The sequence below is a fragment of the Pandoraea norimbergensis genome, from assembly GCF_001465545.3.
Classification (GTDB): domain Bacteria; phylum Pseudomonadota; class Gammaproteobacteria; order Burkholderiales; family Burkholderiaceae; genus Pandoraea; species Pandoraea norimbergensis.
In genome coordinates this window covers 3,741,685-3,755,463 of the sequence record NZ_CP013480.3, presented here as the reverse complement: position 1 = coordinate 3,755,463, position 13,779 = coordinate 3,741,685, and the positions used below count along the sequence as shown (strand labels likewise).

12 protein-coding genes are annotated in these 13,779 nt (G+C 64.2%); 3 read left to right on the top strand and 9 right to left on the bottom strand.

Translation table 11 applies throughout. The annotated features are described in order from the left end of the window. Nucleotides 1-188: 188 nt before the first annotated feature. The 6 genes from AT302_RS16455 to AT302_RS16430 form a co-directional block, all read right to left on the bottom strand. Entirely contained in the window at nucleotides 189-881 is a 693-nt protein-coding gene (locus AT302_RS16455; protein WP_058380377.1) for a glutathione binding-like protein, read from the bottom strand. Between the two features lie 221 nt (nucleotides 882-1,102). Beyond that, nucleotides 1,103-2,326 carry an acyl-CoA dehydrogenase family protein gene (locus tag AT302_RS16450; RefSeq protein ID WP_058379350.1) on the bottom strand — a complete coding sequence of 408 codons (1,224 nt, stop codon included), beginning with the start codon at nucleotides 2,324-2,326 and terminating at the stop codon, nucleotides 1,103-1,105. 27 nt (nucleotides 2,327-2,353) lie between these two features. After that, on the bottom strand, nucleotides 2,354-3,439 hold the full coding sequence (locus AT302_RS16445) for a phosphotransferase (RefSeq protein WP_058379349.1): 1,086 nt from the start codon (nucleotides 3,437-3,439) through the stop codon (nucleotides 2,354-2,356). Between the two features lie 106 nt (nucleotides 3,440-3,545). Beyond that, nucleotides 3,546-4,262, bottom strand: coding sequence for a histidine phosphatase family protein (locus AT302_RS16440; RefSeq protein WP_170935996.1), 717 nt, complete (start codon nucleotides 4,260-4,262; stop codon nucleotides 3,546-3,548). Nucleotides 4,263-4,344: 82 nt separating this feature from the next. Continuing rightward, nucleotides 4,345-5,124, bottom strand: a complete 780-nt coding sequence (locus AT302_RS16435) for an oxepin-CoA hydrolase, alternative type (RefSeq protein WP_058379347.1) — start codon at nucleotides 5,122-5,124, stop codon at nucleotides 4,345-4,347. Between the two features lie 16 nt (nucleotides 5,125-5,140). Further along, nucleotides 5,141-6,697: a 3-hydroxyacyl-CoA dehydrogenase gene (locus AT302_RS16430; RefSeq protein WP_174554613.1), complete on the bottom strand. Its 1,557-nt coding sequence runs from the start codon at nucleotides 6,695-6,697 to the stop codon at nucleotides 5,141-5,143. 533 nt (nucleotides 6,698-7,230) lie between these two features. Between AT302_RS16430 and AT302_RS16425 the strand changes: the two genes are divergently transcribed. After that, nucleotides 7,231-8,034, top strand: a complete 804-nt coding sequence (locus AT302_RS16425) for a hypothetical protein (RefSeq protein WP_058379346.1) — start codon at nucleotides 7,231-7,233, stop codon at nucleotides 8,032-8,034. A gap of 168 nt (nucleotides 8,035-8,202) precedes the next feature. Here AT302_RS16425 and AT302_RS16420 read toward each other — a convergent pair whose 3' ends face one another. Next, nucleotides 8,203-9,399 (bottom strand): MFS transporter, encoded by a 1,197-nt coding sequence (locus tag AT302_RS16420; RefSeq protein WP_218918966.1) that lies wholly within the window; start codon nucleotides 9,397-9,399, stop codon nucleotides 8,203-8,205. A gap of 55 nt (nucleotides 9,400-9,454) precedes the next feature. After that, a complete protein-coding gene (locus AT302_RS16415; RefSeq protein WP_058379345.1) occupies nucleotides 9,455-10,480 on the bottom strand; it encodes a zinc-dependent alcohol dehydrogenase family protein in 1,026 nt (341 codons plus the stop codon). A gap of 154 nt (nucleotides 10,481-10,634) precedes the next feature. On the opposite strand from AT302_RS16415, the gene AT302_RS16410 reads away from it, so the two are divergent. Together AT302_RS16410 and AT302_RS16405 are read left to right on the top strand one after the other, a co-directional pair. Beyond that, the gene (locus AT302_RS16410) at nucleotides 10,635-11,555 is read left to right on the top strand and encodes a LysR family transcriptional regulator (RefSeq protein ID WP_058379344.1); all 921 of its coding nucleotides are present in this window, start codon (nucleotides 10,635-10,637) and stop codon (nucleotides 11,553-11,555) included. Nucleotides 11,556-11,669: 114 nt separating this feature from the next. Continuing rightward, the gene (locus AT302_RS16405) at nucleotides 11,670-12,329 is read left to right on the top strand and encodes a glutathione S-transferase family protein (RefSeq protein WP_058380374.1); all 660 of its coding nucleotides are present in this window, start codon (nucleotides 11,670-11,672) and stop codon (nucleotides 12,327-12,329) included. Nucleotides 12,330-12,496: 167 nt separating this feature from the next. On the opposite strand, the gene AT302_RS16400 is transcribed toward AT302_RS16405, so the two are convergent. Further along, complete coding sequence (locus AT302_RS16400; RefSeq protein ID WP_058379343.1) at nucleotides 12,497-13,687, bottom strand: pyridoxal phosphate-dependent aminotransferase; 1,191 nt, start codon at nucleotides 13,685-13,687, stop codon at nucleotides 12,497-12,499. Between the last annotated feature and the right edge of the window lie 92 nt (nucleotides 13,688-13,779).

The following is a 13,779-nucleotide window of genomic DNA, read 5'->3' as shown; positions in this document are numbered from 1 at the left end:
ACAAAATGCTGACGGCAGCCGGCCGTGTCGGAGACAGCACCCGGTGTCATCCGCCGTGCGGTAACACCGGGAAATTTTCGCTAGATTAGCACCGCCGACGCCTTGGCGATACCTCACGCGTCGTGCACGTTGTTTCGAAGTGTAAATGACTTGGCGCGGGAGACAGCCTCGCGCCGGGTGTCAGGCCTTCAGCGGCGCGCGTATTGCGTGGCCCCGAACAGCATCTCGCGGGCCTTGTCGTCCTGCAACGGCTTGCGCGCGTCGGCGAGTACCTTGATGCCGCGCTGTACGGCCGGGCGCGCCTCGATGGCTTCGAACCAGCGCTGCACGTTCGGGAAGTCCGAGAGCTCCACGCCCTGATTCTTCCACGAACGCAGCCACGGCCAGATCGCGATGTCGGCGATGGTGTACTCGTCGGCCGCCACATAGGGGTGATCGCTCAGGCGCTTGTCGAGCACGCCGTACAGACGGCGGGCTTCATTGGTATAGCGTTTGATGGCGTAGTCGATCTTCTCCGGTGCATAGATGCGGAAGTGATGCGCCTGCCCCAGCATCGGGCCCACGCCCCCCATCTGGAACATCAGCCATTCGAGGGTCTCGTACTTGCCGCGCACGTCGGCGGGCAGGAAACGGCCGGTCTTGCCGGCGAGGTACGTCAGGATGGCGCCCGACTCGAACAGCGAGATCGGCTTGCCGTCCGGGCCGTCCTCATCGACGATGGCCGGGATCTTGTTGTTCGGGGAAATGGCGAGAAACGCGTCTTTGAACTGGTCGCCCGCGCCGATATCGACCGCGTGCGCGTGGTACGGCAGCCCGCATTCCTCCAGCATGATGTGGACTTTGTGACCGTTGGGCGTGGCCCAGGAATAGACCTGAATCAATTGCAGCTCCTCGAAATCGATGGGCGTCGGAAGCGCATTGACACAGCACATGCGCTCGGCACAGTGGCTAAATTGGGTGACAAAACCCGGAAATTACACCACAGAACGCGCGGGCCCGCTGCCGACAGGGCCAAGCGGGTCAGGGACGCCCTGGAGAGGCCCCCGGGGCCACGGGGCTGCCGAGGCATGCACTGGCGCCGGCGTCAGCCGACGCCTCGGCCTCAGTTCTGCGGCATGTGCCGGGCCAGTTCGAGCTTGGCGATGGCGTTGCGGTGCACCTCGTCCGGGCCGTCGGCAAAGCGCAGCGTACGGGCGCTCGCGTAGGCATACGCCAGCGGGAAGTCCCCCGAGAGGCCTGCCGCGCCGTGGGCCTGTATCGCCCAGTCAATCACCTGACAGGCCATATTGGGTGCCACCACCTTGATCATCGCGATTTCCGCCCGCGCGGCCTTGTTGCCGACGGTGTCCATCATGTACGCCGCCTTGAGCGTGAGCAGACGGGCCTGTTCGATCAGGCAGCGGGCTTCGGCAATGCGCTCGCGCGTGACGCCCTGCGCCGCAATCGGCTTGCCGAACGCCACCCGCGAGAGCGTGCGCTGACACATGTGGGCAAGGGCGCGCTCGGCCAGACCGATCAGCCGCATGCAGTGGTGAATACGGCCCGGGCCGAGGCGGCCCTGTGCGATCTCGAAACCGCGTCCTTCGCCCAGCAGGATGCTGCTCGCGGGCACCCGGACGTCGTCGAGCACGATGTCCATGTGACCGTGCGGCGCGTCGTCGTAGCCGAAGACGGTGAGCGGGCGCACCCGCGAGATGCCCGGCGTGTCGGCGGGCACAAGAATCATCGACTGCTGGGCGTGCTTCGGCGCGTCGGGATCGGTCTTGCCCATCACGATGTAGAGCGCACAACGCGGGTCACCGGCCCCCGTTGACCACCACTTGCGGCCATTGATCACGTAATCGTCGCCGTCGCGCCGGATGCTGCATTGCACGTTGGTGGCATCGGAGGACGCCACGTCGGGCTCAGTCATCAGAAACGCCGAGCGAATCTCGCCGCGCAGCAGCGGTTCGAGCCACTGCGCCTTTTGCGCGTCGGTGGCGTAGCGCTCCAACGTCTCCATGTTGCCGGTGTCCGGCGCGTTGCAGTTGAAGACTTCCGGTGCCCACGGCACCTGTCCCATGATCTCGCACAGCGGCGCGTATTCCACGTTGGTGAGACCCGCGCCCCGCCCGGAATCCGGCAGGAACAGGTTCCACAATCCGGCCTGTTGCGCGAGCGGCTTGAGTCGCTCGATGACCTGCGACGGCTGCCACGCATCGCCGTGACGGCGGGCGATCTCGATCTCTTCGAGATAACGGTGTTCGTTGGGGAAAATGTGTTCGTCGAAAAAGGCGCTCAGGCGCGCACGCAGCGCTTCGACTTTCGGGCTATAGCTGAAATCCATGAGGTTTGCCGTGCTCCAGTTGTCTTGTCAGTCGCGATGCTGCGCGTATTGCCATGCGAGTTCGGCCATGGGGCGCGCGCGTTTGCCGGCGTCGAGCGCCTGCTGACTCGCCGCCGTACCATCGGCCACGCGCTTCATGATCCCTTGCAAGATCGCCGCGATACGGAACATGTTGTACGCGAGATAGAAGTGCCATTGCGGCGGGCGGGCGATGCCCGTGCGCTCGCTGTAGCGCGCCACGTAATCGTGTTCATCGGGAATGCCCAACGCGGCCCAGTCGAGCCCGGCGATGCCGCGAAACACGCCCGGGCTGACATGCCACGCCATGCAGTGATAGCTAAAGTCGGCGAGCGGATCGCCCAGCGTCGACAGCTCCCAGTCGAGCACGGCGAGCACACGCGGCTCGCTCGGATGGAAGATCAGATTGTCGAGCCGGAAGTCGCCATGCACGATGGTCGTGCGCTCCGGTTCGCCCGAGGGCAGATGCGCGGGCAGCCATTCGATGAGCCGGTCCATCGCTTCGATCGGTTCGGTCTCTGACGCCCGGTACTGTTTGCTCCAACGGGCAATCTGGCGCGCGATGTAGTCGCCCGGTTTGCCGTAGGTTTCCAGACCGATCGCGCGGTAGTCGACGCGATGCAGCGCCGAGATCACGCGGTTCATCTCGTCGTAGATCGCGCTGCGCTCCGGCGGCGACAGGCCGGGGAGTGACGGGTCCCACAACACGCGCCCGGGCACGTACGCCATGACATAGAACGCTAGACCGATGACGGTTTCGTCCTCGCACAAACCGAGCATGCGGGCGACCGGGACATCGGTGTCGGCCAGTGCATGCATGACGCGGTACTCGCGCTCGATGGCGTGGGCCGACGGCAACAGCTTTTCGGCAGGCGCGGGCTTGGTGCGAAGCACGTACTCGGCGCCGGGCGTACTCAGGCGATAGGTGGGGTTGGATTGGCCGCCGTTGAACTGCGCGATGCGCAACGGCCCGGCGTAGCCGTCGACGTGGGTGGCGAGCCACTGCGACAGGGCAGTGGCATCGAAGGGCGGGTGCTCGCCGAGCGAACGCTCGCCGGCGAAAGCGGAAAAGTCCTGCGGAAGCTCCTCGGCCATGCTGTCTCCTGCATTTCCGGTGCAACGGTTGGGACGACGGACTGCTGAGCGTGCCGTGAGGTCTTGGGCCTCGTGGTGCCGGCACGCGTCGCTTTTTCTGCGGCGATTACTTGGGCTGACGCGAGCGGATGAACGACGCGAAAATCTTCTCCATGACGGTTAGCCGGTTGTCGCGATGCAGCGGCTGCGGCGGTGCGAAATTCATCAGCCGCACGACCCAGTCTTCGGGCTTGTCGCCAACGTCGAGCGCGTTGATGCACGCCGGTGTCTGCGCCAGTTGGCCGATGAACAGGCGCCCCAGCGGGTGCATGGCATGCGAGAGAATCGCGCGGTTCACGCCGCCGTGCAGCACGAGCAGCACGGTGTCCCACGACTTGTCTTCACGCAACTCGGCCAGCGGCGGCACCACGCGGTCGAGCAGTTCGCGCACCGATTCGCCATTCATGAAGCGCGTGTCTTCGGCCACCAGTCCGTCGAATGCACCGAGGAAGGCTTGCGCAATCTCACTCGGCGGCAGATCGGACAAGCTGCCCGAGCGAATCTCCTGCCAGCACGTCCATGTCTCGATCTCGACCTGTTGGCCCGTCTCTGCGAGCACACGTTGCGCGGTCTCGCGGGTGCGCGGCAGGCCGCTGACGATCACGCGATCGAAGCGGATGTTCTCCGCTGCAAACGCGCGCCCGGCGGCGCTGGCCTGTGCGCGGCCGTTCTCGTTGAGTGCGACGGTGTCGGCGTCAATCGGCTTGCCGCTATCGTCGAAATACGTCACATCGCCATGGCGCATCAGATAGATGCGGCGGCGTTGCGGCGGGGTGAATTCCAGCGGACCCGTGTCGGGCCCAAGACGTCCAATCGTGCTCATGCGTGATCTCTCCGAAGCGCTCTGCTAGACAGTGACCGACAGTCTATCGGTAAGTTGCAGGCCGCTTCTCGAGAAACGACGTGATGCCTTCCAGCCCGTCGGCATGGTGCAGCGACGCGACGAAGTTATCGCGCTCTGCACCCAGTTGCGAGGTGAGCGTCTCGCTCGCGCCGCTGTCGATGAGCGACTTGATGCGGCCCACGGCATTGGGCGAAAGCTGGGCCAGATCCGTCGCCCAGTTGAGCGCTTCGGCGCGCGCCTGACCCGGCGCCACCACGCGATTCACCAGCCCGGCGGCGGCCAGTCGCGACGTGGCGACGGGCTTGCCTTCGAGCAGAATCTCGGTGGCCAGCGGGCGGGGCAGGGCTTGCGAGAGAAACCACGAGCCGCCGCCGTCCGGCGTGAGCCCGACCTTGACGTAGGCCATCACGAACTTGGCATTGTCGGCCGCCACCAGCAAATCGCAGGCCAGCGCCAGCGAGAAACCGGCACCGGCGGCCGCACCTTCGACGGCCGCAATGATCGGCTTCGGGCACGAGCGCAGGGCTTCGATCCATTCGGCCAGCGCGTCGATGCTCGCGGCTTGCACCGAGGGGTCTTTCTGACGATTTTCCAGCAGGCGGTTCAGATTGCCGCCGGCACAGAAAAAGTTGTCGGCCCCGGTGAGCACGACCGCGCGAATCGACGGATCGCGCTCGGCGGTGGTGAGGGCTTCGACGCCCGCAGCGTACATATCCGGGTGCAGCGCATTGCGCGCGCCCGGGTTGGACAACGTAAGAACCAGCGTCTGGTCGACGCGTTCGGCAAGCAGTTCGGCGCTCATGGGCAGGGCCTCCGGATCACTGTTCTTCGGTGAGCAACGACACGCCGAGTTGCGCGCGACGCGTGAGCCACGGCGACGGGCGATAACGCGGGTCGCCGTAGAACGATTGCAGATTGCGCAACACGGTGAGCAACTGACGTGCGCCGACGGCGTCGCCGAGGGCCAGCGGACCTTTGGCGTAGCCGAGGCCGAGCGTGACCGCGCGGTCGATGTCGCCGGGCGCCGCGATGCGTTGCTGGGCGATGTCGGCGCCGATGTTCACGATGGTTGCGATCACGCGCTGGGCGACAAAGCCCGCCGAGTCGCGAATTACGGTCACCGGCGTGCCGCCTTGGGCGAACAACGCATGGGCGGCGTCGCGCGCGTCGGGCGTGGTCACCGGCGTGGTCATCAGCGTGTGACGCTTGGCACCGGCCAGCGGCAGCAACGTATCGACGGCAACCGTGCGCGTGGCATCGAGCCCTTGCTCGACAGCGCAGGTCGTTGCATCCAGACCGAGCGGCGTGACGATGATCAGCGCGTTATCCGACGGTTTGTCGTCGCTTTCGATGCTCACGCCGGTGGCACCCAGCAGCTCTGCGACAGCGGCGAAACCGCGCGTGTCGGCGCGGCTGATCCACACGCTGGCCGGCAGTGCGGTCGGGGCCGGGGCTTCGGCCGGCACTTGCTGCTTGCCGTCGACGTAGCGATAGAAGCCTTCGCCGACCTTGCGGCCAAGCAGGCCGCCAGCAAAGCGCACGGCGGTGATCGGCGACGGACGGAAGCGTGCCTCTTCGTAAAACTGGTGGTAAATCGACTCCATCACCGGGTGCGAGACGTCGAGCGCGGTGAGGTCGAGCAATTCGAACGTGCCGAGACGGAAGCCTGCCTGTTCGCGCAGGATGCGGTCGATGTCGGCAAAGCTCGCGATGCCTTCGCTGGCCACACGCAGGCCTTCGGTGTTCATGCCACGGCCCGCGTGGTTGACGATGAAGCCGGGCATGTCCTTGCAACGCACGGCCGTGTGGCCCATGCGCTGGCCCAGCGCGAGCAGGGCGTCGCCAACTTCGGGGGCAGTGCGCAGCCCGTCGATGACTTCGACCACCTTCATCAGCGGCACCGGGTTGAAGAAGTGATAACCCGCCACGCGCTCGGGGCGCTCGCATGCGGCAGCAATGGCGGTGATCGACAGCGACGACGTGTTGGACGCGAGAATCGCGTCGGCGGCCACGATGCCCTCCAGCGCGCGGAACAGATCGCGCTTGATCTCCAGCTTCTCGATGATGGCTTCGACGACGAGGTCGCAATCGGCCAGATCCTCCAGCGCGGCGCAGGCCTGCAAGCGGCCCATCGTCGCGTCGACGGCGGCTGCGTCGATCTTCCCCTTGGACGCCAGCTTGTCGAGCGTCTCGCGCAGGGTGTCCAGCGCGGCCTGTACGGCCTTGGCGTTGGTGTCGTACAGCTTGACGCGCAAACCGGCCTGCGCGGCGATCTGGGCGATGCCACGGCCCATGGCGCCGGCACCGACGATACCCAGCGTGTCGATGGACTTGGCGAGCGCGTTCACCGTGTCCGAGGAGGAGGATGCAGTCATTCGGAATGTCTCGAGATAGGTGTTGTTGTCAGGTCGCGGCGGACCGGTGGGTTAACCCGTGCCGGGGGGGATGAAACCCGCCGCGCGGACATCGTTCGTCATTCTATCGTCCGACCGGTCGGTCGGGAAATGAATTTCCTGCCGAGTGGCCGGACGATGCAAACCGATGCCCTTATCGCGTTGCCGCTATTGTCGCCTATCTCGCGTTGACTGCCAGCGCTTGTTCCGCCCAGCGGTCGACCGCTGGCGGGCAACGGCCCGGTGCAGTTGTGACGTCGCAACGGGTTCATCGATCACAGCCGAATTTCAATCGACTTTCAAAATTCAATCAAATTAGTGTGGTCGTGCCCAGGGATTGGTCAACGCGGCAATTACCTGCTTTATTGCGAGTGAATTTGCTTATTGCGGTTGTGATTAATCACCGAGTGACGTGAGTTTCGATGGAAAGATCTCGTTTTCGTGAGAGTTTGCTAATTGCTTGCTGGGTGGGTTGTTAATTTTTAATTTTGCAATCTAATTTTTGGAGAAATGTGATGTCGAAATCCAATCAATACAGTGCCGAGAAGCTTGTCAATATTATTAAGGAATTTGCGGATGCGGCTCAGTCGCCTATCAATAACATCAATGTTCCGGGTCTCTTTGATTCGCTTGATGACGGGACGAAAATCAAGCTGGGTGATGCGTTCGTTGGATTGAATGGTCTTGATAAGGCTGGACCAAAAATTCGTCAATATTTTTCAAAATACAAAGCGGTTGCCAATTTGATGAAACACTTGGCGTCCTATGCCGACGAAATGGCGAAGGGCGACGCACCGTCGGCGGAGAAAAAAGAACTCGTCGCCGCGATGAACGCCGACCTGACGCACTTTTTACCGGGTCAAATGCTGGGCGATGCGATTGTCAATATGAGCGACGATCACGGTACAGCGGTGCGCGTGACCTACACAGCCCGGTGGACCGACAAGGGACCGACGGTGGACGTTGTCGGGACGTTGAGTCAGAAATTCGCAAAAGAAGTGCGCATCGAGAATGCCATGCGAGAATCGAGAGAAGAACTTAATCGCGAGCTTTTCGACAAGCTGAAAATTCCCGGTTGGAAGCCGACCCATACGTCGTACGATTTTCCGATGGTGTCGCTCGCCGACGCGGATTCGCGGGTGGCAGGTAGCGAACAGGTGACGTCCACGGCAGCGCATCACCTGACGGGGGGCGCCAAGTTGGCGTATCTGGCGCAATCGGTCATTGCACTGCGCGCGAACGATATTGGCATTGGTGAGCCGGCGGCGCTGGCTGCCTATCCGCAATCGGTACCGGTACTGCTGGCGGCATCGCACTAGCGCGCGAGATTCGTCGCCATTCCCGGTCCGGCCGGGACATGGCGCGGGGGCAGGGCAGAGCGGCTGTGACGCGCTCCATCCTGCCCCCGTTACTTTTGCAAATGGGCTTGCGAGCCGAGTTGAGCCCATCTCGACGATTCAGGCATGGCCTGAGATGGCAAGTGGGGCTTAATGGATGGCGCCGACCGGGCCGATCTGGGGCTGCGTTTCGCGATAACGCCATGCCTTTGCCGCGATCACCGCCACCGACAGCGCGCAAAAGATCAGGCCGCAGCCAATGACGCCCGCGACGCCGAGATGATCGATGAACACGCCGCCAAGCGCCGAGCCCAGCACCACACCGCCATTGGCTGCCGAGACGAACAGGCTCGTGCCAAACTCGGGCGCTTCTGCGGTTTCCGACGTCAGCCACATCTGCGAGACGAGTAACCCGCTCGTGTGCGCGGCACCCCACAGCACGGCGATGACCGACATGCTGAGCACGTTGGCGCTGCCGCCGAAGTAAAGCACCAGATACGCGGCGCCCAGCGCCACTGGATGCAGCAACGTCGTTTTCACCAGATGCTTCGCCAGCAAGCGCCCGGCGAACAGATTGCCGAGCACGCCGCCGACGCCGAAGATCACGAGGATCAGGCTGATCGTCGTGGCATCCATGCCGGTTTCGCGTTTCAAGTATTCGGCGGCGTAGCTGTACACGGCGAACATGGCCGTGAAGATCGTCACGGTCGCTGCCATCGTCAGCCAGAGCGCCGGTTTGCGCAGCACCGAGAGTTGGTGGCCGAAGCTCATCGCCACTGGCTTACCCTGCGACGGCAGCATCATCCATAGCCCTACGCCGGACAGCCCCGTGAGTGCGGTGCAGAGCAGGAACGACGCTTCGTACGAGACGTGATCGGCCACCCAAGTGGTGGCGGGTACGCCGAGGACGAGCCCCATCGAGGTGCCCACAAACGCCAGCGCCAGCGCATGTGCGCGCTGCTCCTTCGGATACAGGGAAGCGGCTGCCGTGAAAGCGGCCGACAGAAAGACAGGATGCAGCAGGGCCGGCACCACGCGCAACGCCATCAGACTCGGGAAGTTCGGCGCATAGGCCGCCAGCGCACTGCACACCGCGAAGCCGAATAGCGAGACGACCAACACCTTCTTGCGGTCGTAGCGTGAGGAGATCAGCACGAGTGCCGGGCCGAGCGTGGCGACCACGAGGGCGAACACGGCCATCAGCCAGCCCGCTTGCGAGACCGTGATGCCGAAGCGATCGACAATCATCGGCAGAATGCCGACCACGCCGAATTCGAGGGTATAGAGCCCGAACAGGCCGAGCATGATGGCGGGCATGGCGGCGGCCGATCTGACGAGGGTCGTCATGCGCTCACTCCGGTGCGTGACGTTGCGGTGGCGGTTCTCAGGCACGGGCGCGTGGTCATGACGGCGTCACCTCCACAACGACCTTGCCGAATGCACCGCGTCGCAGATGCGCGAACGCCTGCGGCACCTGCGAGAACGGATACACCGCGTCGATCACCGGTTTGATGCCCAGCAGGTCGACGGCGCGCACGAGGTCTTCCAGCGCACGGCGCGGCCCCACGGCAATGCCGACAATCGATGCACGGCTGGCCAGCAGCGACAGAATTCGCAAGCTGATGTGATCGGCGTCCAGCAGACCGATCACCGAGATGCGTCCGCCTTGCTTGACCGCCTGAAGCGAGCGCTCGATGTTCTCGCCGCCGGTCATCTCCAGAATGTGATCGGCGCCGCGCCCGTCGGTCAGATCGAGCACCGCGTTCTGCCAGTCGGGCGTGGTATGGCGATTGATGCCGTGGGTGGCCCCCAGCGCGAGTGCCCCGGCGATCTTGTCGTCGCTGCCGCTCGTCACGATGACGCGGGCCCCGTGCGCGGCGGCCAACTGCACGGCGAACAACGAGACGCCGCCCGTGCCTTGCACCACGACGGTCTGCCCCGCGTGCAAGTGGCCCAGCTCGATCAGTGCCATCCACGCGGTGAGGGCCGCTACGGGCAGCGTGCTGGCCTCGGCGGCGCTCAGGGTACTCGGCGCTAGCACGCAGCCGTCGGCAGGCGTGGCGACGTATTGCGCGAGCATGCCGGGCAACGGGCCGCCACGCGTAGGCGCGTCGGTCCACGAACGCGGCGCGCCGTCGACCCAGCCGGGCATGTAGGTCGCGATGACCCGGTCGCCCGCGGCGAAACGGGTCACGCCGTCGCCGACAGCCACGACCCGGCCGGCCATGTCGGACGCGGGCGTGAACGGAAAGCTCAGGGCATTGCCCATGCCCGATTCAGCCACTTCCGCATCGCGATAGTTCAGCGAGACGGCTTCGACTTCGATGACGACTTCCCCCGGGAGGGGCGAGGGCATCGCAACGTCTTGCAAAGCGACCTTGTCGAGGCCGAGTGACGGGATTTCCCAGCGTTGGAACGTACGATTCATGGTGCACCTGCGAATGTCGGGCATTCGTGAAAGAGAAGAGCCTCGATCGTAGGCACGCCCGCATTGAAGAGTAAGTGGGGTAGAGTTCGTGTCTATACGGAGCAAATACTCCGTAATTCAGGAAAAAGCGGATTACGGTAGCGCGGGGGATCGGATGGAAAGCACTGCGGTGAATGTGTTCGTGCAGGTGGCCGAGACGGGCAGCTTCGTGGCCGCTGGGCGGCTGCTGGGCATTTCGGCGTCGGCGGTCGGCAAGCGGGTCAGTGCGCTGGAAGATCAGCTTGGCGTGCGGCTGTTTCATCGCAGCACGCGCAGCCTGACGCTGACGGCAGAAGGCGGGATGTTTCTCGCGCGGGGGCGGCGCATTCTGGCCGAACTCGAAGCGGCGCAGGCCGAGTTGTCGCAGGTCAATCTGCGTCCGCGCGGCCGGCTCCGGCTCAGCGTGCCGCTCGTGGGCGAGCCGTTTCTGAGCGTGATGGGGCAGTTCAAGCTGGCGTATCCCGACGTCGATCTCGAACTCGAATTCACCGATCGCCGCGTCGACATCATCGAAGAAGGTTTCGACGCTGTGATTCGCAGTGGCGACGCCCCGGATTCGCGGCTGACGGCGCGACGCTTCGGTGCCCTGAATATGCTGCTGGTGGGGGCGCCAGACTATCTCGCACGCCGCGGCACGCCGCGCACGGCCGGCGACCTCGCGCAGCACGCGTGCATTCAGTTTCGCTACCCGAACACGGGCAAGCTTCAGGTCTGGCCGCTGGGGGAGGGCAGCAAGGCGGGGGCGGACGGCGAGAGTGGCGAGGCAGCGGGCTTCCCGCTGTCGACTGCCGTCGTGTGCAACAACCTCGAAGCGCGCATCGCTTTTGCATTGCAGGGAGTAGGGATCGCGTACCTGCCGGATTTCTCGATTCGAGGGTATCTGCGCACCGGGCAGTTGGTGCAGGTGTTGCCGCACTGCACGGAGACCGGCATCCCGTTCCACATCATGTGGCCGTCCGGCGGGCAGGTGCCCGCAAAGCTGCGCGTGTTCATCGACTTTATGCGTGAGCGGGTCTTCCCGGAACAGGTACCCTGACGCTATCGCCGCGATTTTCGAGACGTTCTTCCAGTGATCGCGGCCGCGAATTCGTCGTCAACCGCCGGGGCAGGCCTTACACTGCCCTACGGAGAAAACACCATGGGAGACATCATGTTGAAGTTGTACGGATTTCCGATCAGCAATTACTACAACAAGGTCAAGGTCGTGCTGTACGAGAAGGGGGTGGCCTTCGAGGAGTCAGAATCCATTCCGAGTCAGGACGAGCCGCTGCTGCAATGCTCGCCGCTGGGCAAGGTGCCGTATCTGCAAACCGAGCGTGGCTATCTCGCCGAGTCGCAGGTGATCTGCGATTACCTCGAAGTCACGCACCCGACGCCCGCGCTGTTTTCCAAAGACGTCTGGCAGCAGGCCAAAGAGCGCGAGCTGATCACGATGCTTGAGCTGCATCTGGAGTTGGTGGCGCGTGAGGTCTACGGGCAGGCGTTCTTCGGCGGTACCGCGTCGGAAGGCACGCGTGCACGCACCGAGAAGCTGCTCCGCCGCAATATCGTCGCGTTCAAGCGACTTGCGAAGTTCGCGCCGTATGTCGCCGGGGAGCAGTTCACTATGGCCGACGTTGCCGCCGGCATCCACCTGCCGATCATCGGTATGGCGACGCAGGCCGTGTTCGGCGAAGACTTCCTGCAAGCCGCGGGTGTCGACTGGAAGGCGTACGGCAAAGTGCTCGCCGAGCGCGAATCGTTCCAGCGCACGCGCGCCGAGATGAAGGCTTATCAGCAGGCGCAACAAGCCAAGAAGTCGGAAGCGTAATTCGGTGGGGTGTTCGGGAGGTCTGGCGCGGTGGCGCCGGAGACGCCCGAATGCACGAATGCACGAATGCACGAATGCACGAAGGGCCGCAGTGCCCGGAGATATAACCTTCCCGTGACTGTGGCCCTTCTTCATTTTGCGGCGAGGCAGTGCCAGACCGCCCGGCGTCAGATCTTCGCCAGACGTGCCAGCGCTTCGCGCAGCGTGTCGTCGCGTTTGGCGAAGCAGAAGCGCACCACGCCCGACTCATGCGGCGCGTGATAGAACGCCGACACGGGAATGGCAGCGACGCCGATTTCGCCGGTGAGCCACAGCGCGAAGTCGGCTTCGCTCATGTCGCTGATCGCGCTGTAATCGACGCATTGGAAGTACGTACCTTCGCACGGCAGCAGTTTGAAACGCGTGTTGGCGAGGCCGTCGCGGAACAGGTCGCGCTTCTTCTGATAGAAGCCCGCGAGTTCGACGTATGGCGCCGGATCGCGCATATAGTCGGCGAGGCCGACCTGCATGGGCGTGTTCACCGTGAACACGTTGAACTGGTGCACCTTGCGGAATTCGGCCATGAGCGGGGCGGGCGCGGCGACGAAGCCGACCTTCCAGCCCGTCACGTGGTACGTTTTGCCGAAGCTCGACACGATGAAGCTGCGGCGAGCCAACTCCGGATGCCGCGCCACGCTCTCGTGGCGCTTGCCGTCGTACACCATGTGCTCGTAGACCTCATCCGAGAGCAGCAGCACGTCGGTGCCGGCCACGATCTCGGCGAGCTTCACGAGGTCTTGTTCGTGCCACACCGTCCCGCTCGGGTTGTGCGGCGTGTTGAACAGGATCAGGCGCGTGCGCGGCGTGATGGCGGCGGCGAGCTTGTCGAAGGGGATGCGGAATTCGGGCGCTTCGAGCGTAATGAACACCGGCTTACCGCCCGCCAGCTCGATGGACGGCACATAGCTGTCGTACGTCGGCTCGAACACGATGACTTCATCGCCGGGATGCACCGTCGCCAGAATCGTCGTGAGCAGTGCCTGCGTGGCGCCCGCCGTCACGGTGATCTCCGTATTCCAGTCGTAGTGCTGGCCGTACAACTGACCGATCTTCGCGGCGATGGCCTGACGCAGCGCGGGCACGCCTGCCATCGGCGGGTACTGATTGTGGCCGTCGCGCATGGCGCGCGAGACGGCGTCGACGATCTTCGGGTCGCACTCGAAATCGGGGAAGCCCTGACCGAGGTTCACCGCCTGCTTCTCAGCAGCCAGTGCCGACATCACGGTGAAGATGGTGGTGCCGACGTTCGGCAGGCGGGAGATGAGGGCCGGTGCGGCCAGCGGGGCCGGGGCGGTAGAAGCGGTGTGGGGCGCGTTCATTGAGGCAGGGCGAAATGCGGGTCGGGTTGGACGATGGCGCTCATTTTACCGCCGACACGCGCCGCGTGCCGGGAGGTTCAGGCAGGAATCAT

What these genes read in the sequence shown, in the direction of transcription:
- AT302_RS16450 (WP_058379350.1), bottom strand. Translation starts at nt 2,326, where the DNA reads ATGGATTTCAGCTATAGCCCGAAAGTCGAAGCGCTGCGTGCGCGCCTG.
- AT302_RS16445 (WP_058379349.1), bottom strand. Translation starts at nt 3,439, where the DNA reads ATGGCCGAGGAGCTTCCGCAGGACTTTTCCGCTTTCGCCGGCGAGCGT.
- AT302_RS16435 (WP_058379347.1), bottom strand. Translation starts at nt 5,124, where the DNA reads ATGAGCGCCGAACTGCTTGCCGAACGCGTCGACCAGACGCTGGTTCTT.
- AT302_RS16430 (WP_174554613.1), bottom strand. Translation starts at nt 6,697, where the DNA reads ATGACTGCATCCTCCTCCTCGGACACGGTGAACGCGCTCGCCAAGTCC.
- AT302_RS16425 (WP_058379346.1), top strand. Translation starts at nt 7,231, where the DNA reads ATGTCGAAATCCAATCAATACAGTGCCGAGAAGCTTGTCAATATTATT.
- AT302_RS16420 (WP_218918966.1), bottom strand. Translation starts at nt 9,399, where the DNA reads ATGACGACCCTCGTCAGATCGGCCGCCGCCATGCCCGCCATCATGCTC.
- AT302_RS16415 (WP_058379345.1), bottom strand. Translation starts at nt 10,480, where the DNA reads ATGAATCGTACGTTCCAACGCTGGGAAATCCCGTCACTCGGCCTCGAC.
- AT302_RS16410 (WP_058379344.1), top strand. Translation starts at nt 10,635, where the DNA reads ATGGAAAGCACTGCGGTGAATGTGTTCGTGCAGGTGGCCGAGACGGGC.
- AT302_RS16405 (WP_058380374.1), top strand. Translation starts at nt 11,670, where the DNA reads ATGTTGAAGTTGTACGGATTTCCGATCAGCAATTACTACAACAAGGTC.
- AT302_RS16400 (WP_058379343.1), bottom strand. Translation starts at nt 13,687, where the DNA reads ATGAACGCGCCCCACACCGCTTCTACCGCCCCGGCCCCGCTGGCCGCA.